Annotated in this window: 18 protein-coding genes; 6 read left to right on the top strand and 12 right to left on the bottom strand. The window is 61.8% G+C overall.

All coding sequences use genetic code 11. From position 1 onward, the window contains the following. Positions 1-15 precede the first annotated feature (15 nt). From ACTG2O_RS04410 to ACTG2O_RS04385, 6 genes are all read right to left on the bottom strand, one after another. The gene (locus ACTG2O_RS04410) at positions 16-468 is read right to left on the bottom strand and encodes an Rrf2 family transcriptional regulator (protein ID WP_005339654.1); all 453 of its coding nucleotides are present in this window, start codon (positions 466-468) and stop codon (positions 16-18) included. 345 nt (positions 469-813) lie between these two features. Beyond that, positions 814-1,653: a PfkB family carbohydrate kinase gene (locus ACTG2O_RS04405; protein WP_043823201.1), complete on the bottom strand. Its 840-nt coding sequence runs from the start codon at positions 1,651-1,653 to the stop codon at positions 814-816. Positions 1,654-1,759: 106 nt separating this feature from the next. Further along, complete coding sequence (locus ACTG2O_RS04400) at positions 1,760-2,731, bottom strand: LysR substrate-binding domain-containing protein (RefSeq protein WP_042012323.1); 972 nt, start codon at positions 2,729-2,731, stop codon at positions 1,760-1,762. A 154-nt stretch (positions 2,732-2,885) separates the two neighbouring features. Next, on the bottom strand, positions 2,886-3,614 hold the full coding sequence (locus ACTG2O_RS04395) for a glutamine amidotransferase-related protein (protein WP_069527013.1): 729 nt from the start codon (positions 3,612-3,614) through the stop codon (positions 2,886-2,888). 83 nt (positions 3,615-3,697) lie between these two features. Continuing rightward, positions 3,698-5,194 carry a CoA-acylating methylmalonate-semialdehyde dehydrogenase gene (locus ACTG2O_RS04390; RefSeq protein WP_429121298.1) on the bottom strand — a complete coding sequence of 499 codons (1,497 nt, stop codon included), beginning with the start codon at positions 5,192-5,194 and terminating at the stop codon, positions 3,698-3,700. A gap of 81 nt (positions 5,195-5,275) precedes the next feature. Then, positions 5,276-6,607 carry an aspartate aminotransferase family protein gene (locus ACTG2O_RS04385; protein ID WP_047439025.1) on the bottom strand — a complete coding sequence of 444 codons (1,332 nt, stop codon included), beginning with the start codon at positions 6,605-6,607 and terminating at the stop codon, positions 5,276-5,278. A 186-nt stretch (positions 6,608-6,793) separates the two neighbouring features. Between ACTG2O_RS04385 and ACTG2O_RS04380 the strand changes: the two genes are divergently transcribed. The 6 genes from ACTG2O_RS04380 to ACTG2O_RS04355 all read left to right on the top strand — a co-directional run bounded on the left by ACTG2O_RS04380 (position 6,794) and on the right by ACTG2O_RS04355 (position 13,306). Then, entirely contained in the window at positions 6,794-7,336 is a 543-nt protein-coding gene (locus ACTG2O_RS04380) for a cupin domain-containing protein (protein WP_005339643.1), read from the top strand. A gap of 124 nt (positions 7,337-7,460) precedes the next feature. Continuing rightward, positions 7,461-8,957, top strand: a complete 1,497-nt coding sequence (locus ACTG2O_RS04375) for an aldehyde dehydrogenase (protein ID WP_106844313.1) — start codon at positions 7,461-7,463, stop codon at positions 8,955-8,957. 126 nt (positions 8,958-9,083) lie between these two features. Then, the gene (locus tag ACTG2O_RS04370) at positions 9,084-9,254 is read left to right on the top strand and encodes a hypothetical protein (protein ID WP_005341999.1); all 171 of its coding nucleotides are present in this window, start codon (positions 9,084-9,086) and stop codon (positions 9,252-9,254) included. A gap of 122 nt (positions 9,255-9,376) precedes the next feature. Continuing rightward, entirely contained in the window at positions 9,377-10,273 is an 897-nt protein-coding gene (gene rarD, locus ACTG2O_RS04365; RefSeq protein WP_005356175.1) for an EamA family transporter RarD, read from the top strand. A 181-nt stretch (positions 10,274-10,454) separates the two neighbouring features. After that, a complete protein-coding gene (locus ACTG2O_RS04360; protein ID WP_439975388.1) occupies positions 10,455-12,074 on the top strand; it encodes a methyl-accepting chemotaxis protein in 1,620 nt (539 codons plus the stop codon). Between the two features lie 122 nt (positions 12,075-12,196). After that, on the top strand, positions 12,197-13,306 hold the full coding sequence (locus ACTG2O_RS04355) for a YeeE/YedE thiosulfate transporter family protein (RefSeq protein WP_439975387.1): 1,110 nt from the start codon (positions 12,197-12,199) through the stop codon (positions 13,304-13,306). Between the two features lie 79 nt (positions 13,307-13,385). Here ACTG2O_RS04355 and ompA read toward each other — a convergent pair whose 3' ends face one another. The 6 genes from ompA to ilvG all read right to left on the bottom strand — a co-directional run bounded on the left by ompA (position 13,386) and on the right by ilvG (position 21,168). Next, complete coding sequence (ompA, locus tag ACTG2O_RS04350) at positions 13,386-14,480, bottom strand: porin OmpA (protein WP_111900973.1); 1,095 nt, start codon at positions 14,478-14,480, stop codon at positions 13,386-13,388. A 301-nt stretch (positions 14,481-14,781) separates the two neighbouring features. Beyond that, complete coding sequence (gene ilvA / locus ACTG2O_RS04345; RefSeq protein ID WP_439975386.1) at positions 14,782-16,302, bottom strand: threonine ammonia-lyase, biosynthetic; 1,521 nt, start codon at positions 16,300-16,302, stop codon at positions 14,782-14,784. A gap of 3 nt (positions 16,303-16,305) precedes the next feature. Beyond that, complete coding sequence (ilvD, locus tag ACTG2O_RS04340) at positions 16,306-18,147, bottom strand: dihydroxy-acid dehydratase (protein WP_019445757.1); 1,842 nt, start codon at positions 18,145-18,147, stop codon at positions 16,306-16,308. A gap of 142 nt (positions 18,148-18,289) precedes the next feature. After that, on the bottom strand, positions 18,290-19,234 hold the full coding sequence (locus tag ACTG2O_RS04335) for a branched-chain amino acid transaminase (protein ID WP_439975385.1): 945 nt from the start codon (positions 19,232-19,234) through the stop codon (positions 18,290-18,292). A 12-nt stretch (positions 19,235-19,246) separates the two neighbouring features. Beyond that, positions 19,247-19,525, bottom strand: coding sequence for an acetolactate synthase 2 small subunit (gene ilvM / locus ACTG2O_RS04330; protein ID WP_005342011.1), 279 nt, complete (start codon positions 19,523-19,525; stop codon positions 19,247-19,249). Next, on the bottom strand, positions 19,522-21,168 hold the full coding sequence (gene ilvG / locus ACTG2O_RS04325) for an acetolactate synthase 2 catalytic subunit (protein WP_439975384.1): 1,647 nt from the start codon (positions 21,166-21,168) through the stop codon (positions 19,522-19,524). The genes ilvM and ilvG overlap by 4 nt, the downstream gene beginning before the upstream one ends. Positions 21,169-21,517: the final 349 nt, after the last annotated feature.

The following is a 21,517-nucleotide window of genomic DNA, read 5'->3' as shown; positions in this document are numbered from 1 at the left end:
ATATTCCACGCCCCGTCAGGCCATGGTCACAATAGTCTCTTGCTCGATACCCAGCAGGTGGCAGAGACGGTTAGGATCGCGCACCGCATCAGCCAGGGTGTACTCGCCCAGCACTTCGAGGAAGGCGTTCATGGCGCGGCGCAGAATGCCCTGAATGCGGCAGCCACCGGAGAGACGGCAGTTTTCACGCTTGCAATCAACCGGACAGAGCACATGCTCCATGTCCATCACCACATCCCGCAGGTTGATGGAGACTGCAGAGCGACCGAGGCGGATGCCACCGTGCTTGCCGCGTACCGTCTCGATGTACCCCTTGATGCCAAGCTGGTGCACAATTTTGACCACGTGGTTGCGAGAGATGCCGAAGGTATCGGCCACTTCAGTAATGGTCGACAGACGATCCCCCGGCTGAACCGCCAGGAAGGTCAGGGTACGCAGGGCGTAGTCGGTAAATCGTGTCAGTTGCATGGTCGCACTTGCCTCTTACTACAAGCCAGGAATCAGGACGACAACATTGAGCTAAGAGGCAGGAGACAACCGGTTTGCCTCTGTTTGCCCATTGGTTCGCCAGAGGGGGGCCTGTCTCTTAATCTGAGTTGCGGAGTGACAGGTTAAGAGCAGCACAACCGGGTGTCGATGAAGATGCACATAAATCGACACTTTCTTTGATTGATCGCAAACTTGCCGGGTTAGCCCGGCGTTTACCCGCTTTATGGCGGGTAAATCTCCCGAATAGTCCCCCTCACCAAGCCCCTTCGACCAGCAGCCATATGGCCCGCAAACCGCCCCTCAATCGACCAGTAGAGAAGTGGTTCAGTGGGGTTGTTTCAGCCAGTTTTTCAGCGCGACCGAGGGAATGGAGCTCTCGGAGGCGACGGCAAACGCGCCCCAGTCCACCGCACACTGCAACGCATCCTTGATGGCCATGCCCCGCGCCAATCCGTGTATCAATCCGCCAGCGAAAGCATCTCCCGCCCCCGTGGTATCGACCACCGAGACGGGCCGAGCGGCAACCCGGATCTGCTCATCGCCGTGGATGGCCACTGCGCCCGCCTTCCCTTCGGTCAGCACCAGCCATTCGAGCTGCTCCCCCGCCAGCTGACGGGCATGTTGCCAGGGGTCGCTCACCTCGCCGAGATCGGAGCGGGAGGCCACCAGCACGTGGCAGGGACGGCGTGCCTGCCCCCCCTTGGGATACTGGGCCACTACAAAGCTCTTGCCGAGCATCTGGCGCATGTAGCTGATGATGGAGGTACCGGGATAGTTCACATAGAGGCAATCCACCCCCTCCAGCGGCAGGTCGCCGGGCAGATCGGGACGCCGCGGGCGGCGCAGTATGGTGCGCTCGCCGGTGGAGTCCACCAGAATGAGCAGCTCGCCGGTCTCGCCGCCAAAGCGCTCCACATGGCTGCAATCCAGCCCGTAACCGGCCGCCTGCTCCAGCAGCCAGTCGCCGGTCTCGTCCAGCCCGATACGGGAGGCGATGGTCACCTCATGGCCCGCCCATACCAGCCCGATGCCAGTGTTGGCGGCGCCGCCTCCCAGCCTGCGTCCCTGATCCACGTATTGCAGCCGGGCCCCCGCCACCAGCGGTTCGGAGAGGGAGAGCACATGATCACAGTTGAGATTGGCAAGCAGCAGAATGCGGGACATAGAGACCTCGGACGATGGAGATAGCCCAAAAGAGACAGGCTGAACCCCGAGTAGAGCCCAGCCTGACAGAAGAGACAACCGGCAGCGATCGGGAATCCGATCGGGATCAATAGATGGGCAGCTCCACCCCGGCCAGCAGCTCGTCGATACGCGCCTGACTCGGCTGCTGCATCACACTCTGGATCACCTCTTTGGTGAGGTGGGGCGAGAAGGAGCTGATGAAGTCATACATGTAGTTCTGCAGCAATATGCTCTTGCTGAAACAGATCTGCGCCGGACAGGGTTTGAACAGGTGCTCCAGATTGATGGAGACCAGCCCGGGGCTGTCGGTGTCGTTGGCCACCAGCGAGGAGATGATGCCGATGCCAAAGCCCAGCTCCACGTAGCGCTTGATCACCCCGGCGTCCATCACCGTCATGTAGTAGCTCGGGGTGAGACCGGCGGCATGGAACACCTCGTCCTGCACCTGACGGCCAGTGGCGCCACTCTCGTAGCTGAGGATCGGGTAGTGGCAGAGCTGCTCCAGCGTCGGCTTCTTCACCTTGGCCAGCGGGTGATCCTGCGGCACCACCAGCGAGAGGGTCCAGAGGTAGGCGGGCAGCGCGATCAGCTCCTTGTCGAAGCCAATTTCGTGGGCAACGATGGAGAAATCGGAGTAACCCTTGCTGATCTGCTCCTTGCTCGCCGACATTACCGGATGGAGGTGGAACGAAATCTTGGGATACTTCTTGGTGAAGTAGGTAACCGATTTGGGCAGCAGATAGCGGGCTATGGTGTGGGTGGTGTGAATATTGAGGGTGCCCACCGTCGGATCCAGATACTCGCGGGAGATCGCCTTGATCTTGCTCTCGATGTTGAGCATCGCCTCGGCACACTTGATGATCTCCTCCCCCACCGGCGTGATGCGGTGCAAATGCTTGCCACGGCGCTCGAAGATCCGCACCCCCAGCTCGCTCTCCAGCAGGCCAATCTGTTTGCTGACCCCGGGCTGGCTGGTATAGAGCGCATCGGACGCCACCGAGACGTTGAGGTTGTGGTCCCGGATCGCGATCAAATACTTCAATTGCTGTAGTTTCAAGGCTTCACCCTCTCAAGCTGGTGCGGCGATCACGCCAGACAAACAGGCCGCCACAAAGGGCGGCCAGTGTACCATCCGATCCCGACATCTCAGCGCTTGATCCTTCATTTTGCTACAAAATCTAGCATCCGAAGGGGTGGCTGACAAACCGGGCTCAGGCCGCGCCAGCCCGCAGCGGCAGGATCCCCAGAAACTGCAGCAGCCACTGCATCATGGTCGCCGAATCCACCTCCCCCTCCAGCGAGGAGAGGCTGCTCTGGTAACGCTCGTCGGGCAGCAGGCCACGGCGCCGTTCGATCAGCGCCCGGTTGTACTCCACCGAGAACTCGGGGTGCCCCTGAATGGCCACTATGTTGTTCCCCTGCAAGAACATGAAGTTGGGACAAAAATCGTTGCCCGCCAGTCGGGTCGCCCCCGGCGGCAGCAGGGCCACCTGATCCTGATGACTGGCCAGAATGCGGATCTGATCCCGCGCTGGCGCCATCCAGGGCTCATCTGCCAGCATGGGGTGCACCGACACACCCAGCCCCCACCCCTTGGTAGACTTCACCACCTCTCCGCCCAGTGCCTGGGCGATCACCTGATGACCGAAGCAGACACCGGCCAGCTTGACGTCGGCATCGTGCGCCTGACGGATCCACGCCCGCAGTGCCTGAATCCAGGGGATATCGCTGTAAGCATCGTGGCGCGAGCCTGTGATGAGCCAGGCATCGCACTCGTGCAGATCCTCCGGCAGCTCCCCATCGAGAGCCGACCAGACCCGAAATTCCAGTTCGGGGGCCAGGGCCGCAAAGCCCCTGATAAACATCTCGGAGTAAACGGGGCCAAAACGATCCGCCAGATCGGGATCGAGCCGGTCACAATCGAGAATTCCCAATCGCATCTGTTGTTCCTTTACAGAGTTCGCCCCCGCCAATCATTGACCGGCGAGGGCAAGAGGTTAGGCCATGAGCACGCGCCAGCGCGTCACTTCATGGTCGGCATGGAGAACTCGGCACCACTGCGCAGGCTCTGGGGCCAGCGCGCCGTCACCGTCTTCATCCGGGTATAAAAGCGAACCCCGTCCGGCCCGTGCATGTTGAGCGGCCCGAAGATGGAGCGCTTCCAGCCGCCAAAGCTGTGAAACGCCATCGGCACCGGAATGGGGACGTTCACCCCTACCATACCGACCTGCACCCGCGCCGTGAAGTCCCGCGCAGTGTCGCCGTCACAGGTAAAGATGGCGGTGCCGTTGCCGTACTCGTGCTCGTTGATGAGCCGCAGCGCCGTCTCGTAGTCCGGTACCCGCACGATGGAGAGCACAGGGCCGAAGATCTCCTCGCGATAGATACGCATCTCGGGGGTCACCTCGTCAAACAGGCAGCCCCCGATAAAGTAACCCTCGTCGTGGCTCAGCGTGCGACCATCGACCCGCAGCGCGGCCCCTTCGGCCACCCCCTGATCCACGTAGCCACGCACCTTGGCCAGATGCTCCTTGCTGATGAGCGGCCCCATCTCGTTCTCCGGGCTCTGGCCCAGCCCCGGGCCCACCCGCAGTTTTTCCACCAGCGGCGTCAGTTTGGCCACCAGCGCATCGGCGGTCTCGTCACCCACCACCACAGCTACCGAGATCGCCATGCAGCGCTCGCCCGCTGCCCCATAAGCAGCCCCCATCAGGGCGGAGACCGCCTGATCGAGATCAGCATCTGGCATCACCACCATGTGGTTCTTGGCACCGCCCAGCGCCTGCACTCGCTTGCCGTGGGCCGAGGCGGTGGCATAGATGTACTGGGCGATGGGGGTGGAGCCGACAAACGACACGGCTCCGACCCGCGGGTCGGTCAGCAGCACATCCACCACCTCCTTGTCACCGTTCACCACGTTGAGCACGCCATCCGGCAGACCGGCCTCCTTGAGCAGCTCGGCCATCCGCAACGAGAGGGAGGGATCCTTCTCGGAGGGCTTGAGAATGAAGGTGTTGCCGCAGGCGATAGCGACCGGGAACATCCAGAGCGGCACCATGGCCGGGAAGTTGAACGGGGTGATACCGGCGCAAACCCCGACCGGCTGCATCATGGAGTAGCTGTCTACCCCACGGCCGACGTTGAGGGAGTGCTCCCCCTTGAGCAGATGGGGAATGCCGCAGGCAAACTCCACCACCTCCAGCCCGCGGGTCAGCTCACCCTGCGCATCGGAGAAGACCTTGCCGTGCTCGCGGCTGATGAGCTCGGCCAGCTCGTCCCTGTGCTGCTCCATCAACTCCTTGAAGCGGAAAAAGACCCGGGCCCGCACCAGCGGCGGGGTTTGCGACCAGTCGGCAAAGGCGCGCTCGGCGATGGCGATCGCCTCCTGACACTCGGCGGCGCTAGAAAGCCCGACGCTCCCCTGCTGGTTGCCGCAGGCGGGATTGAAGATGGCACCCTGGCGCTCGCTGCGACTCTCCTGCGGCTGGCCGTTGATGAAGTTGCTGACCCTGTATGTCATGTATCCTCCGTGATAACTGATGTGGTAAATGCGCTGAGCAAACCAACGCAAGGCCCCGCCAGTGCGGGGCCATCAAATGGGTTAGGGTTGTGCCTGCAGGGCATCCTGCAGCAGGGTGAAGAGATCGTCGATCTGGCTGCGCTCGATGATGAGGGGCGGCGACAGGGCGATGATATCGCCGGTCACCCGGATCAATGCCCCCTTCTCGAAGCAGCGCACGAACACCTCATAGGCGCGCTTGCCCGGTGCATCCGGCATCGATTCCAGCTCGATACCCGCCACCAGCCCGTAGTTGCGCACATCCTTCACATGCTTGCAGCCCTTCAGCGAATGGGCCGCCTCCTCCCAGTAGCCCGCCAGATCGGTGGCACGGCTGAGCAGGTTCTCGTTGCGATAGATCTCGAGGGTCGCGAGCCCGGCGGCAGCAGCCACCGGGTGACCAGAATAGGTATAGCCGTGGAACAGCTCGATGGCCCCCTTGCCTGCCGCCATCATGTCGTCATAAATGTGCTTCTGCACCAGCACCGCCCCCATCGGGATGGCGCCGTTGGTGAGCCCCTTGGCGCAGGTGATCATGTCGGGAATGACATCGAACTCCTGCGCGGCGAAGGGGGAGCCAAGGCGACCGAAACCGGTGATCACCTCGTCAAAAATCAGCAAGATGCCGTGCTTGGTGCAAATCTCCCGCAGCCGCTTGAGGTAGCCTTTGGGGGGCATCAGCACGCCGGTACTGCCAGCGATGGGCTCGACGATCACCGCCGCAATATTGCTGGCATCGTGCAGAAAGACGATCTTCTCCAGCTCGTCGGCCAGCGCTACATCCTCCTCGGGCAGCCCTTTGGTGAAGGCATTCTTGGCGATGTTGAGGGTATGGGGCAGATGATCCACCCCGGTCAGCAGGGAGCCGAACCACTTGCGGTTGCCGGGAATCCCCCCCACAGAGATGCCGCCAAAGCCGACCCCGTGATAGCCACGCTCGCGGCCAATCAGCCGGGTGCGGGTGCCCTGACCGCGAGCCCGCTGCCAGGCCAGCGCGATTTTGAGCGCGGTATCGACCGACTCGGAACCGGAGTTGGTATAGAAAACGTGGCCAAACCCCTTGGGAGCGATCTCCACCAGCCGGTTGGCCAGCTCAAACGGCAGGGGGTGGCCCATCTGGAATGTGGGAGCGAAATCGAGGTGGGAAATCTGCTGGGAGACCGCCTCGGCAATCTCGCGCCGACCATGGCCCGCGTTGCAACACCAGAGTCCGGCTGTGCCATCCAGTATCTTGCGGCCATCCTCTGAGTGATAATACATCCCCTCTGCCGACTTCAGGATACGCGGCGCCGCCTTGAACTGCTGGTTGGCGGTGAACGGCATCCAGAACGCGGACATGTCGGAGGGCGTATTGATGTCGCTGATCGGTTTCATGGTCACCTCATCCTTAAGGTGTTTAGCAACTGTCGGCCAATGCCTATTAAATTAAACACCTAAATCCATAAAAAAGGGCCCGTTATCGCCCTGTCTGGTGCCACCCCTAGCTAGACGCATCAGCAGGGTGGTGTAAGATATTTAACACAATTTTAATAATAGTAAACAGTCAAGGAGTGTCTATAGATGGATATCGGTCACCGCCTCAAGGCGGTTCGCACCAAGGCAGCCCTCTCCCAGCGCGAGCTGGCCAAGCGCTCCGGTGTGACCAACGGATTTATCTCCCAGATCGAGAAAAATCAGGTGAGCCCCTCTGTCGCCTCCCTGCGCAAGGTGCTGGAAGGCATCCCCATGTCGCTGGCCAGCTTCTTCACCGAAGAGACCGAAATGGGCACCGAAGTGATCTTCCGCGCCGCCGATATGCCGGATCTCGGCACGCATCCCATCAGCTACCGGCTGGTCGGGCACAGCCGTGCCAACCGCGCCATCGGCATGTTGCAGGAGGTGCTGCCACCGGGCGCCGACACCGGCGACGACATGCTGAGCCACGAGGGTGAAGAGTGCGGCATCGTCATCAAGGGCGAAGTTGAAGTGACCGTGGGCGAGCAGATCTACCTGCTGGGCGCCGGGGATGGCTACTACTTTGACAGCCGCACCCCCCACCGTTTTCGCAATAGCGGCGAGCAGGAGTGCGTGCTGATCTCGGCCAACACCCCCGCCAGTTTCTGACATTCAGACGCGCATCGGCAGGGGAGCAGTGTTTAATGAATTGTTACAAGATGGATTTACAAGCGGCAGGATGTTTAGCATATTGATACGCGAAAACTGACTTTTGCCGGTTCAAGGAGTGAACATGAGTGACCTTACCCTGGCCCAGTGGCAACACAAGGCCGCCCATCTGACCCTGCCCTCGCAAGCCTTTATCAACGGCAGCTATCGGGATGCCGTCAATGGCGCCACCTTCGATTGCATCAACCCGGCCAACGGCAAGCTGCTGACCAAGGTGGCAGCCTGCGATTCCGCCGATGCCGAACTGGCGGTACAGGCTGCCCGTGACGCCTTCAACGACAAGCGTTGGAGCGGCCTGCCGCCGAAACAGCGCAAACAGATCATGCAGCGCTTCGCCGAGCTGATGCGCCTCAACAAGGTGGAGCTGGCGCTGCTGGAGTCGCTGGATATGGGCAAACCCATCGGCGACGCTATGGGCTATGACGCCCCCGCCGCCGCCAACTGCATCGCCTGGAACGCCGAAGCGATCGACAAGATCTACGATCAGGTCGCCCCGGTGGAGGAGTCAGCACTGGCGCTGGTGACCCGCGAAGCGCTCGGGGTGGTTGCCGCCATCGTGCCGTGGAACTTCCCGCTGGTGATGGCCTGCTGGAAGCTGGGCCCGGCGCTCGCTACCGGCAACTCGGTCATTCTCAAACCTTCCGAAAAATCGCCCCTGACCGCCCTGCGTATCGCAGGTCTGGCCAAGGAGGCGGGTATTCCGGACGGCGTGTTCAGCGTGCTGCCGGGCTTTGGTCATACCGTGGGCGAGGCGCTAGCCATGCACATGGATGTGGACTGCATCACCTTCACCGGCTCCACCAAAATCGGCAAACATCTGGTGGAGTGCTCCGGCAAGTCCAACCTCAAGCGCGCCTTTATGGAGTGCGGCGGCAAGAGTCCCAACATAATACTGGCCGACGCACCGGATCTGGACGCTGCGGCCAAGAGCGCCGCTGGCGCCATCTTCTACAACCAGGGCGAGGTGTGCACCGCCGCCTCTCGGCTGCTGGTGCAAAACAGCATCAAGCCGCAATTCATGGAGCGACTGCTGGCCCATGCCCGCGAGTGGATCTCGAGCAACCCGCTCGACCCTGCGACCCGTATCGGCGCCATGGTGGATCACATCCAGATGGAGCAGGTGCTGCGCTATATCGAGATTGGCAAGCAGGAGGGGGCCAAGCTGCTGCTGGGTGGCAACCGCACCAATATGGAGAGTGGCGGCTTCTATATCGAACCCACTATTTTCGACGACGTGACCCCGCAGATGCGCATCTTCCGCGAGGAGATCTTCGGCCCTGTGCTGGCGGTGACCGGCTTCGATACGCTGGAGGAGGCCATTGCGCTGGGTAACGACACCGACTATGGGTTGGCGGCGGCGATCTGGACGGCGGATCTCAACAAGGCGGTGAAAGGCTCCCGCGCCCTGCGCGCTGGCACCGTGTTCGTCAACAACTGGGACGGTGGTGACATGACCATGCCATTTGGCGGCTTCAAACAGTCCGGCAACGGTCGCGACAAGTCACTTCATGCGCTGGAGAAGTACACCGAGCTGAAAAGCACCTGGATTCAGCTGGAATAACACGACAAAGCAGCAGTATCGGATCAAAAAGGGGGAGAAATCCCCCTTTTGCATTTTTGGCCTTCCATCACCGGGCTCAATCCTTATAATGATAAAAAAGCCAACATGTTAAATATAAAGACAAAAATGCTATTTTTTCTGGGAAGCGTACTTTTTCTGGTGATCGGTTTGCCCCTGCTGTTCTTCGTGCTGGGGCACGGCGAGGCCTACGTGACCTGGGGCCCCTGGATCTCCGCCATCGCCCTGATGTTGTGGCTGTTGATGGACGTCGACAAGATCCGCCGCGGTAAAGGCTGACCGGCCAGTCACCCACCTCCTATCCCTCAAACTTTGTTTATTCGCTTCTTTCCCCGCAAAAGGATCGCTACACTGATTTTTTGCGATGTTTTCCCGCATCCAACGCAGTAAAGGTCATCCGCATGCCGCAACAGATCCAGCGTCAGGGCGTCATCTACGCCCTGTGCGCCTATACCCTTTGGGGCATAGCCCCCATCTATTTCAAGACCATCTCTGCCGTCCCGGCCGCCGAGATCCTGACCCACCGGATGATCTGGTCCTGCGTGCTGCTGATGGTACTCACCCTGGCAGGACGCCAGTGGCACAAGGTGCAGGCGGTGCTGCGCCAGCCAAAAGTGTTGCTCACCCTGGCGTTTACCTCGGTTACCGTCGGCGGCAACTGGCTGCTGTTCATCTGGGCCATCAACAACGGCCATATGCTGGATGCCAGCCTCGGCTACTACATCAACCCGCTGTTCAACGTACTGTTGGGAATGGTGTTTCTGAGCGAGAAGCTGCGCCGCCTGCAGTGGTGGGCGGTGGCGCTGGCCTTTGCCGGGGTGGCCATCCAGCTTATCGCCTTTGGCTCCTTGCCCTGGATTGCGCTGGTGCTGGCGTCGAGCTTTGCCATCTATGGGCTGGTGCGCAAAAAACTGGCCCTCGATGCCCTCACCGGTCTGCTGATCGAAACCATGATCATGCTGCCGCCAGCGGCCATCTATCTGTGGGGCTTTGCCGACAGCCCCACCAGCCATCTCACCCAGAACGACTGGCACCTCAACCTGCTGCTGATCGCCGCAGGCGCCGTCACCACGGCCCCCCTGCTCTGCTTCACCGCCGCCGCGACCCGGCTCAAGCTCTCCACCCTGGGCTTCTTCCAGTACATAGGCCCCAGCCTGATGTTCATCCTCGCGGTCACCCTCTATGGGGAAGCGCTGGCGATGGACAAACTGCTCACCTTTGCCTGCATCTGGAGCGCGCTGGTGCTGTTCAGTCTGGATGGGCTGCGCAGCGGCAAAGCCGCGCCAAGCCGGACCTGACACCGCCTCACCACCATCGACCCCGGCTCATCAGCCGGGGTTCTTTTTCGTGTCACCAGCGGTCTTCTGACTGCGACTTCCCCTTCTCCAGAGCCGACTCGCCATCAACAAGCCATACCCGAGTCGCACCATCCCGCCAGAGAGCTATGCTATCCATGGAACGGAGCCGAATGGAGGCAACATGCTCAAGCACATTCACGACAGATCCCTGCTTTTTGGTCAGGTTCTGGGGATCATGGTCATAATCACGCTGATCTCCATCAGCTTTTTCGGGCTTTATTCGGTCCGGAGCGCAGCCGATCAGATGGGACAGGGGAAGGATGTGGTAGCCGATATTCTGCCGCCGCCTCTCTACCTCATCGAATCCCAGTTGCAGGTCTACACCCTGCTCCATGCCAAACCGGAGGAGCGGGAGGCCCTGCTGCAAACCCTCGCCCGACTGCAGCAAGAGTTCGAGAGCCGTAACCGCTTCTGGCAAGAGAGCAGCCTGAACGAGCCCCTCAGGGAGCTGCTGCTGGGAGAGCAAAAAGTGCAGGGGGAGCTGTTCTGGCAGTTGCTCAACGACAAGTTTGTCCCCGCCATCAAGGCGGGGGATCTGGCGCAGGCGGGCGCGATTGCGGCGCGCCTGCACACCCTCTACAACGCCCACCGGCTAGGGGTGGACGCCACCGTCATCCGCGGCAACGAGTATGCCGCCGAGCAGATGGCCCATCTCGCCAACACCACCCGACTCTGCTACGGACTGCTGTTGTGCGCCGCACTGCTGGGGGCCGGACTCATCTTCTGGCTGGGACGCCCCACCCAACAGCGGCTGCTGGCCGCAGGCAAAGCCACCGCCGCCATCGCCGAAGGGGAGTTGAACCGCCCCATGCCGGAGCCGGGCCTCGATGCCATCGGCGAGCTGATCCGCCAGATCGGGGCCATGCGTGACCAACTGGCAACCCTGGTGGAGTCCCTGCAACGCAGCGCCAGTACGCTGGATGATCGCGCCACCAGCCTGACCGCCATGGCACAACGGCACACCGATGACAGTCAGGCTCAGGTCGGGGCAGCCCACCATATCGAACAGGCCATCGAACAGCTCACCCACTCCATTGAACAGGCGGGTAGCCAGCTGCATCAGGTGGGGGAGCAAACCCTGCAGTCAGCAGAGCGGGCACAAGAGGCGACACTCGCCATCCACACCGTGGAACAGGTGATCGGGGAGCAAGTCACGGGAGTGAAGCAGGTCTCCCAGACCATTTCGGATCTGGCTGGCCTCTCGCAGCAGATTGCCGGGCTGGCGGGTGCCATTCACGATATTGCGGAGCAGACCAATCTGCTGGCGCTGAACGCCGCCATTGAAGCGGCGCGGGCAGGCGAACAGGGACGCGGTTTTGCCGTGGTGGCCGATGAAGTACGCTCGCTGGCGACCCGCACCGGCAGCGCCACCACCGAGATCAACACCATCATCGGCAAGATCCAGGATGTCAGTCTGCGCGCCGCCAGCGAGATGGATACCGAGCTGGCCCGGGTCGAACAGGCGGTCACTCACACGATGACAGCGCGCCAGAGAGTCGCCCGGATCGCGCAGAGCTGCGAGGAGATCAACCAGCACATCGCTCAGGTCGATCAGTTGATGAGCGATGAGACACGGCTGGTGCAGGGGATCCACCATCAGGTCGGGGAGATGTCGCGGTTGGCGGCCGAAGTCAATCAGAGCGCCAGCCACGCCGCCGAAGAGGCGACCATGGTCGCCCAGCACGCCCGCATCCTGACCAGGCAGACTCACCACTTCCATCTCGACACCACCCGCCATTGATCCCCGGCGCTGACGGGAGTCAGCGCCCCCCTTTTTCTCTGCATTGACTAAATGGGTAGCATTGGACTCCACGAGGGAATAGGATCCGCCCCTCTGAAAACCAACTGCAAGGATCAACAGACATGAATCGAAAATGGTCGCTCCCCATCGTGGCAATCGCGGGGGGAGCGTTACTCTGGCTTGGCAACACCTTTGGTATGAAATGGGCTCTGATGGCCCTGATCGGATTCGGCTTCGGCTTCACCCTCTCCTTCAGTCGCTTCGGCATCGTATTCGGTTGGCGCGAAATGCTGACCAAGCGCAACAGCTACTACGTGCGGGTTCACCTGCTCACCATCGCCATCGAAATTCTGCTGTTCACCACCTTTCTCTCCTTTAGCCACGCCCTCTTTGGCGATGCCATGGTGGGTAACGTGATGGCTATCGGCATTCCCTTCATCGTCGGTGCCTTCCTGTTCGGCATCGGCATGCAGCTGGCTGGCGTCTGCGCCACCGGCACTCTTTACTGCTGCGGTGAGGGGCAACCCCGCTTCTGGCTGGTGCTGATCTGCTACGGCATTGGCACCCTCATCAGCAACCAGTTCCGCCCCGAACTGGAGGCTACCTTCTCCAGCCATGTGGTATTGGCCCGGGATCTGACCGGCAATATCTGGAGCGGCATGCTGCTCAACCTGGCGCTGGTCGCCGCGCTGTTCCTGCTGTTTCGCAAGAGCGAACTCAAGCGCACCGGCGAGCTCAAGCCCCTCTTCAGCGGCGGCAACCTGTTCTGGCGCGATGGTCGCTTCACCGTGCTGACCGGCGGCATCATCATCGCCCTGCTCAACTCGTCCGTGGTCGCTCTGCACGGCTCGGCCTGGACCATCACCGGCGCCGTCTATGACATGGCGCTGCGCGGCGCCTCTCTGTTCGGCCTGTTCGAGGGGAACCCGAAACTGGCCCAGCCGCTCTTTATCAACCCCATGGTCGGCATGTTCTGGCTCGGAATTCTGGGGGCCATGCTGGCGCGCAGCCTGAGCGGTGGCGGCAACTTCGCCCCGATGCGGCTCGGCAACAGTCTGGCCTCCATCCTCGGCGGCCTGCTGATGGGAATGGGCGCCATGTACGCCGCCTGCAACCTCGGCGGCTTCTTCGATGGCACCGCCTCTGGCAGCCTGCACGGCTGGGTCTGGATGCTGATGGCCCTCGCTGGCAGCCTCATCGGCATCCGCCTGCGCCCGCTGTTCGGGCTCTGAGGCACGACATCGTAAACACCCCATAAGAAACGGGAGGCCAAGCCTCCCGTTTTTACATTTATTGCTCCCGTCGCTCTGCTTATTGGACAGGCTGGGAAACCCCTTCCAGATGGATTTCTACCCGGCGATCCGGTGCCAGACAGGCGATCAGCTCCTGCTTGGAGCGGCTGGCACAGCTGCTGCCAGTGACCGGATTGGCCTTGCCACGTCCCTCGACTCGTACCTTGTCGGCATACAAGCCTTTGGATACCAGATAGCTGGCCACGCTCTGGGCCCGCTTCTCGGATAGCGCCAGGTTGTAGTTGTCGGAGCCGATCCGGTCGGTATAACCGATGACAGTTGCGACGCCATCTTTCGGATTGGCCGCCACAATCTGGCTGAACAGGGCATCGAGCGCCTGATTGGCAGCCGGCTTCAGGGTCGCCTTGTTGAACTCGAACAGCACATCGGAACTCAGACTGAAGGTCTTGGGCTCAACCACGGCTACAGGTGCCGGTTCGGCGGCCGGAGCGGGCGCCGGTGCAGCGACCTCGCCACCTTGCTGACCGAAACGATAGAGCATCCCGAACGAAATCAGGCCGTTATCCATCTCGATACCGGAGCGATCGAGAGACGCATCACCCAACGGCGTAGTGTACTGGTACTCCAGACGGGCAGCCCAGTCACGATCGATGGCATATTCGGCACCCAGCGCACCAACGAAGGCGGCGCCATGCTTTTTGCCGGTCTCGCTGGTATTGGCGAAGCTGATCTCGCTATCCGTCCAGGCATAGGCGCCGCCCAGTCGGCCATAAAGATCGAGCACGTTCGTTGCCGGGAAGCTGATCTTCATGGTGGCCTGAATCATCTGGCTCTTGGCTTCGGTCTTGAGGGTATTGGCGCCAGTGCCCGAAGTGGTGTCGTATTTGCCAAGCCAGTCATAACCCAGCTCGAAACCCAGGTTGGGGTTGAGCTGGTAACCGGCGAACAGGCCCAGACCCAGATCATCCGTGTTCTCGCTGGTATTACCCAACGTCTGGGCAATCGACTCGGCATACTGGTTGTGGTCAACGCCATAGTAATTGGACCAACCGGCCTTGCCACCGACATACCAGGTATTGTCCTGAGCGGCGGCCTGTACGGCTCCGGCCGCCAGCAAACCACTGACCAATACGGCAAGCATGGATTTATTCATATTTTCGCCTCTGCAATAAGTCGTTATGGGCGCCTGAGTGCGCACTTTCCCTGTGTGAAGCCGTCAGGCGGCCTCTCCGCTATTCAGGGTATCCCATCCGAACGCAGCCTCAAATGACCAAGCCATCAGGAGTGTGAGCTTGCCAGCAATATCCGGCGTAAAAATCACCTGTGTACCTATTCACACTGTTTTGCCAGTTAAACCATGACTTTGCGTCGTACGGAGTGGACCTATCCACACGCAGCAATAGAAAAGGGAGGCATAACGCCTCCCTCCCGGTGAGTTGTTGCAGCCCCCTTGCTCAACTAGCCAGGAATAAACGGTAGGCGGGGTCGTCGCTCACCTCTTTCCAGCCGTAACCAATCTCGCGCAGGTAGTCGTGGAAGGCGGCCACGTCTTCGTCTGGCAGCTCAAAGGCACACAACACCCGGCCGTAGTCGGCACCGTGGTTGCGATAGTGGAACAGGCTGATGTTCCAGCGACAGCCCAGAGTCTCGAGGAAGCGCATCAGGGCGCCCGGCTGCTCCGGAAACTTGAAGCTGTAGAGCCGTTCACCAAGGGGCCGGGCCGGGCGGCCGCCAATCATGTAACGCACGTGGTTCTTGGCCAGCTCGCTCTCGGTCATGTTGACCACCGGGTAGCCGTTGCCACCGAGCTGATCGATGATCTGGCCCAGCTCCTCGTCACCGCCGGTGAGGCGCACCGAGACGAACAGCGACGCCTGCTCGGCATCGGCGTAGCGATAGTTGAACTCGGTCACCATACGGGGGCCAAGCTGACGGCAGAAGTCGAGGAAGGCCCCCTTACGCTCGGGGATGGTCACCGCCAGCATGCCCTCGCGCTTCTCGCCGATCTCGCAGCGCTCCGACACGTGGCGCAGGCTGTGGAAGTTGACGTTGGCACCGGAGAGAATGGCCGCCATCCGCCCCCCTTTGACCTGCTCCCGCTCGCTGTAGGCCTTGAGGCCCGCCAACGACAGGGCGCCCGACGGCTCGGCAATGGCGCGACAGTCGTCGAAGATGTCTTTCAGCGCGGCGCAGATCTGGTCGTTGGAGACGGTCACTACCTCGTCCAGATACTGGTTGCACAGGCGGAAGGTCTCCTCGCCGATGCGCTTGACCGCTACACCATCCGCAAACAGCGAGACCCGCTCCAGATTGACCGGCTCGCCAGCAGCCATGGCTGCCTTGAGACAGGCGGAGCCTTCAGCCTCCACCCCGATCACCTTCACATCCGGCAGCAGCTGTTTGATGTAGACCGCCACCCCGGCGGCCAAGCCGCCGCCACCCACCGGCACGAACACGTGGGTGAGGTGGGTATCCTGCTCCAGCAGCTCCTTGCCGATGGTGCCCTGCCCGGCGATCACCTCAACGTCGTCAAACGGCGGGATCAGGGTGTAGCCCTCAAGCGTGGAGAGGCGGCGACTCTCGCCATAGGCCTCGTCGAAGCTGTTGCCGAACAGCATTACGTTGCCGCCCTGACGGCGTACCGCATCGATCTTGATGTCCGGCGTGGTCTTGGGCATCACGATGATCGCCTTGATGCCGAGCTTGGCGGCAGACAGGGCGACCCCCTGCGCGTGGTTGCCCGCAGAGGCGGCGATGACGCCGCGCGCCTTCTGCTCCTCGGTCAGGGTGGCGATCTTGTGGTAGGCACCGCGTAGCTTGAAGGAGTGGACCGGTTGCAGATCCTCCCGCTTCAGGCTGACGTGGTTGCCGAGCCGCTCGGAGAGTTTCTTCAGGGTTTGCAAAGGGGTCACCCGCGCCGCCTCATAGACGGGGGAGAGCAACACCTTGCGTAGATAATCCGCCGCAGAGACCATGATTTATTCCCCCAGCATCGAGCGATCGCGCACCGCGCCTTTATCGGCGCTGGTGGCGAACATGGCGTAGGCACGCAGGGCAAAGGAGACCTGACGCTGACGATCGAGCGGCTTCCAGCCACGGGCTTCCACGGCGATACGGCGGGCGACCAGCACGCTGTCGGCCACCTCCAGCACCATGCTGCGGGCCGGGATGTTGATGCTGATGATGTCGCCATCCTCCACCAGACCTATGGTGCCACCAGAGGCAGCCTCCGGCGAGACGTGGCCGATGGAGAGGCCCGAAGTACCGCCGGAGAAGCGGCCATCGGTGATCAGGGCGCACGCCTTGCCGAGCCCCATGGACTTGAGATAAGTGGTGGGGTAGAGCATCTCCTGCATGCCGGGGCCCCCTTTCGGCCCTTCGTAGCGGATCACCACTACCTCGCCCGCTTTCACTGTGCCATCGAGGATGCCGCTCACCGCGCTCTCCTGACTCTCGAATACCCGGGCCGGGCCACGGAAGGTGAGGTTCTCCTCATCCACTCCGGCAGTCTTGACGATGGCACCGTTGACCGCGAGGTTGCCAGAGAGCACCGCCAGACCGCCCTCCTGGCTGTAGGCATTTTCCAGCGAGCGGATGCAGCCCTCGGCGCGGTCCAGATCCAGCTCCGGCCAGCGGCAATCCTGACTGAACGCCTTGGTGGTGCGGATCCCAGCCGGGCCAGCGCGGTAGAAGTCCACCACCTCCTGACTCGGCTGGCGGCTGACGTCATACTCATTGAGCTGTTCGACGAGGGAGCAACCCAGCACGGTACGGGTATCCCCATGCACCAGACCCGCTTTTTCCAGCTGGCCCAGAATGGCGACCACACCGCCGGCGCGGTGCACATCTTCCATATGGTATTTCTGGGTGGAGGGCGCCACCTTGCAGAGCTGTGGCACCTTGCGCGACATGCGGTCGATATCGGCCATGGTGAAGTCGACGCCCGCCTCCTGCGCCGCCGCCAGCAGGTGCAGCACGGTATTGGTGGAGCCGCCCATGGCAATATCGAGCGCCATGGCGTTCTCGAACGCCGCCTTGGTGGCGATATTGCGCGGCAGGGCGGTCTCGTCATCCTGCTCATACCAGCGCTTGGCCAAAGTCACGATGCGCTGGCCCGCCAGCTTGAACAGCTGCTCACGATCGGCGTGGGTCGCCAGCATGGAGCCGTTACCCGGCTGGGAGAGACCCAGCGCCTCGGTCAGGCAGTTCATGGAGTTGGCGGTAAACATGCCGGAACAGGAACCGCAGGTGGGGCAGGCGCTGCGCTCCACCTGTTCGCTCTGGGCGTCCGACACCTTGGGATCGGCGCCCTGGATCATGGCATCCACCAGATCCAGCTTGATGATCTGGTCGGAGAGCTTGGTCTTGCCCGCTTCCATCGGGCCGCCGGAGACAAAAATGACCGGGATGTTGATGCGCAAGGCGGCCATCAGCATCCCCGGGGTGATCTTGTCGCAGTTGGAGATGCAGACCATGGCGTCGGCGCAGTGGGCGTTGACCATGTACTCCACCGAGTCGGCGATCAGCTCGCGCGACGGCAGGGAGTAGAGCATGCCGCCATGGCCCATGGCGATGCCGTCATCCACAGCGATGGTGTTGAACTCCTTGGCAACGCCACCCGCGGCTTCGATCTCGCGGGCCACCAGCTGGCCCAGATCCTTGAGGTGGACGTGGCCCGGCACGAACTGGGTGAAGGAGTTGACCACGGCGATGATGGGTTTGCCGAAATCCTGATCGGTCATTCCGGTGGCACGCCACAGGGCGCGGGCCCCGGCCATGTTACGTCCGTGGGTGGTGGTGGCGGATCTCAACTTCGGCATGTCTCTACTCCCTGAATGCCCATATGGGCTCGATGCGTTATGCAGTGATGATACGAGTGGATCGGAATCGATCCTGGTGAAGGCACCGCCAGGCACCCTCACCGGAAGCGACTCGGGGAGGCATGACGCCTCCCCTCTCTTATCAGTCGTTGACGGGCGTCAGCCAGCCCCACTTGTCTTCGGTCTGGCCATTGAACAGGCCGAAGAAGGCGTTTTGCAGCTGCTCGGTCACCGGGCCACGGCTGCCAGCGCCCACCTTCATCCGATCGACGGAGCGCACCGGGGTCACCTCGGCGGCGGTGCCGGTCATGAAGATTTCGTCTGCCACATAGAGCGCCTCGCGGGGCAACGCCTGCTCACGCACCTCGTAACCGAGATCGCGGGCCAGCGTCATGATGGTGTCGCGGGTGATGCCAGGCAGGATGGCGGCGGTAGCCGGCGGGGTAAACAGCACGCAGTTCTTCACCAGAAACAGGTTCTCCCCCGCCCCTTCGCTCAGGTAGCCGTTCACATCCAGCGCCAGCCCCTCGGCAAAGCCGTTGCGCTTGGCCTCGCGGCTGATCAGCTGGGATGACAAATAGTTGCCGCCCGCCTTGGCGCCGGTGGGAATGGTGTTGGGCGCGAGCCGGTTCCAGGAGGTGACGCAGACATCCACCCCGTTTTTCAGCCCCTCTTCCCCCAGATAGGCGCCCCACGGCAGGGCAGCCACCATCAGGTCGGCCTTGGCATCCAGCGGCGGATGCAGCCCCAGCCCCACGTTGCCGACAAAGGCCAGCGGGCGCAGGTAGCCGCTCTTCAGGCCGTTCTCGCGCACCACGGTGCGACAGGCTTCATTCACGTCGGCCTCGCTGTAGGGAACGTCCATCCAGTAGATTTTGGCGGAGTCGAACAGGCGGCGGGTGTGCTCCTGCAGACGGAAAATGCAGGTGCCTTTGGGGGTATCGTAGGCGCGTACCCCCTCGAACACCGAGGAGCCGTAGTGCAGGGCGTGGCTCATCACGTGCACCTGGGCATCCTGCCAGGGCACCAGTTTGCCGTTGAACCAGATGTATTGGGGGTGAGTGGCGGATTGGGAAGGCTGTGACATTGGCTTGGCTCCTTAAGCTCTGATCCGGGGTTGCTGTTCCAGTGCATCGACCCGGGAGACGTCCACCAGCTTCACCAGCTGGCTCCACAACTGCTGGATGGGACGCACCGACTCGACAGTAACCGTGATCCGCAGCTGTTGGCAATCCTGCTCCATATTAAGGGCGCAGAGATTGAAGCCGCGGTGACGCACCACCCGCAGCACCCGCTCCATCACTTCAGGTCTGGGCTGGGCGTGGATATGCAGGGTGTGCTGTGCAAATGCTGGCTGGGCAAGGGTGTGCGGGTTCATGGGCGTTGCTCCATCATCTGGTGGTTGGCGACTCCCGGCGGAACCAGGGGCCAGACGTTTTCTTCCTCTGAAATGGCCACATGCAGCAGATAGGCGCCGTCGTGCGCCAGCAGGCGGTCAAGCGCAGGCGCGACCTCCTCCTTGCATGTGATGGTCTCACCCGGAATGCCGAAAGCGGCAGCCAGGGCGACGAAATCGGGGTTATCGGAGAGGATGGTCTCGCTGTAGCGGCCATCGAAAAACAGCTCCTGCCACTGGCGTACCATGCCGAGGCGCTGGTTATCCAGCAGCACCATCTTCACCTTGAGCTGAGCGCGGCGGATGGTGCCGAGCTCCTGCACGTTCATCATGAAAGAACCGTCACCGCTCACCAGCACCACTTCATCCTCCGGGCGCGACATCTTGGCGCCGATGGCGGCGGGCAGACCGAACCCCATGGTGCCGAGACCAGCGCTGGAGAGGTGGTTGCGCGGGCTGGTGAAGCGCATATGCTGGGCCACCCACATCTGATGCTGACCCACGTCGCAGGCCACTACGCTGGTCTCTGGCAACCTGGCGGAGAGCTGCTTGAGCAGCGCCGGGGCATAGATGGGCTGGCCGGGATGGTCGTAGCGAAATGCATACTCGCGGGCCATGTTCGCGCAATGCTCACGCCATGGGGCGATGGAGAGGGACATGGCTAGGCGTGGCAGCACCAGCTTGATATCCGTGGTGATCCCCACCTCGGCGGCGCGGCGCTTGCCGAACTCGGCGGCATCCACATCGAGATGGATCACCTTGGCCTCGGGGGCGAACTCTTCCAGCTTGCCGGTCACCCGATCATCGAAACGAGCACCCACCACCAGCAGCAGATCGCACTGCTGCACCGCGTAGTTGGCCGCCTTGGTGCCGTGCATGCCGAGCATGCCCAGATAAACGGGGCTGTCGGGGTCGAGCGCACCGATCCCCTTGAGGGTGGTGACCGCAGGCATGCCGGTTGCGGCAGCAAAGTCGCGCAACTGCTGCTCGGCATTGGCCATGCCCACCCCGCCACCGACGTAGAGCACCGGACGCTCGGCGGCGGCCAGCAGGGTACGGGCGGCCGTCAGCTCGGCCGGATTGAGATGCTCGGGCTCCTCCACCGCAAACAGCGGGCTCTGGAGCGGCACGGCGGCCAGCTGCACATCCTTGGGGAGATCAATCAGCACAGGGCCGGGGCGCCCTTCGGTGGCGATGGCGAAAGCTTCTGCCAGCACCCGCCCCAGATCGGCGGCATCGGTCACCATGAAGGAGTGCTTGGTGCAGGAGAGGGACATGCCGAGCACGTCGACCTCCTGAAACGCATCGGTGCCGATGGCGGAACAGGGCACCTGTCCACTGATGGCCACCAGCGGCACCGAATCGAGCAGAGCCTCCGCCAGACCGGTTACCAGATTGGTAGCTCCGGGGCCGGAGGTGGCAATGCAGACACCCACCTGACCGGAGGCGCGGGCATAACCCACCGCCGCCATGGCGGCGCCCTGCTCGTGGCGGCAGAGCTGATGGGCCAGACCACCGTCATACAGGGCATCGTAGACCGGCATGATGGCCCCGCCCGGGTAACCAAACACCTGGGTCACACCCTGTTTCTTGAGAGCCTGTACCAAAAACTGCGCGCCATTCATGTGGAAAATCCTGTCCTTTGGTCGAAAAAAAACCCCCGGGCTGTGAGGCTCGGGGGTCGCTTGTTTCGTTCTGTCCGGTGGTGGGTCTATCCCTTGTTCCGTGCAGCTAAACGAGCCCCGAGCGGTGAGATAATAATCACCACTAGGACCACAATAATGCTGACGAAACGGGAGGCCATGTTCATAGTTACAACCGGAAATCCTGTGAAATTGGGGCGGTTTCTACCGCGAATGGCTATTAGAACTAGCACGGTGATTTTTATTGGGCAAGCCTTTTTTCTGTGACAACCCACTGATTTTGGCTATTCCTCAGCCGGAACTCTGGAATAAAAAACCAACAACAAGCAGT

It is taken from the genome of Aeromonas sp. 61P (assembly GCF_051919545.1).
Lineage (GTDB): Bacteria > Pseudomonadota > Gammaproteobacteria > Enterobacterales > Aeromonadaceae > Aeromonas > Aeromonas veronii.
Note: the sequence above shows the minus strand (reverse complement) of the source record. Positions and strands in the feature narration are given on the sequence as shown.

Bases quoted from the DNA above. Each gene is read 5' to 3' on its own strand.
- rarD (WP_005356175.1), top strand. From the start codon at position 9,377: ATGCCGCAACAGATCCAGCGTCAGGGCGTCATCTACGCCCTGTGCGCC.
- ACTG2O_RS04335 (WP_439975385.1), bottom strand. From the start codon at position 19,234: ATGTCACAGCCTTCCCAATCCGCCACTCACCCCCAATACATCTGGTTC.
- ACTG2O_RS04355 (WP_439975387.1), top strand. From the start codon at position 12,197: ATGAATCGAAAATGGTCGCTCCCCATCGTGGCAATCGCGGGGGGAGCG.
- ompA (WP_111900973.1), bottom strand. From the start codon at position 14,480: ATGAATAAATCCATGCTTGCCGTATTGGTCAGTGGTTTGCTGGCGGCC.
- ilvD (WP_019445757.1), bottom strand. From the start codon at position 18,147: ATGCCGAAGTTGAGATCCGCCACCACCACCCACGGACGTAACATGGCC.
- ACTG2O_RS04370 (WP_005341999.1), top strand. From the start codon at position 9,084: ATGCTATTTTTTCTGGGAAGCGTACTTTTTCTGGTGATCGGTTTGCCC.
- ilvA (WP_439975386.1), bottom strand. From the start codon at position 16,302: ATGGTCTCTGCGGCGGATTATCTACGCAAGGTGTTGCTCTCCCCCGTC.
- ilvM (WP_005342011.1), bottom strand. From the start codon at position 19,525: ATGAACCCGCACACCCTTGCCCAGCCAGCATTTGCACAGCACACCCTG.
- ilvG (WP_439975384.1), bottom strand. From the start codon at position 21,168: ATGAATGGCGCGCAGTTTTTGGTACAGGCTCTCAAGAAACAGGGTGTG.
- ACTG2O_RS04395 (WP_069527013.1), bottom strand. From the start codon at position 3,614: ATGCGATTGGGAATTCTCGATTGTGACCGGCTCGATCCCGATCTGGCG.
- ACTG2O_RS04385 (WP_047439025.1), bottom strand. From the start codon at position 6,607: ATGAAACCGATCAGCGACATCAATACGCCCTCCGACATGTCCGCGTTC.
- ACTG2O_RS04405 (WP_043823201.1), bottom strand. From the start codon at position 1,653: ATGTCCCGCATTCTGCTGCTTGCCAATCTCAACTGTGATCATGTGCTC.
- ACTG2O_RS04375 (WP_106844313.1), top strand. From the start codon at position 7,461: ATGAGTGACCTTACCCTGGCCCAGTGGCAACACAAGGCCGCCCATCTG.
- ACTG2O_RS04390 (WP_429121298.1), bottom strand. From the start codon at position 5,194: ATGACATACAGGGTCAGCAACTTCATCAACGGCCAGCCGCAGGAGAGT.
- ACTG2O_RS04360 (WP_439975388.1), top strand. From the start codon at position 10,455: ATGCTCAAGCACATTCACGACAGATCCCTGCTTTTTGGTCAGGTTCTG.
- ACTG2O_RS04410 (WP_005339654.1), bottom strand. From the start codon at position 468: ATGCAACTGACACGATTTACCGACTACGCCCTGCGTACCCTGACCTTC.
- ACTG2O_RS04380 (WP_005339643.1), top strand. From the start codon at position 6,794: ATGGATATCGGTCACCGCCTCAAGGCGGTTCGCACCAAGGCAGCCCTC.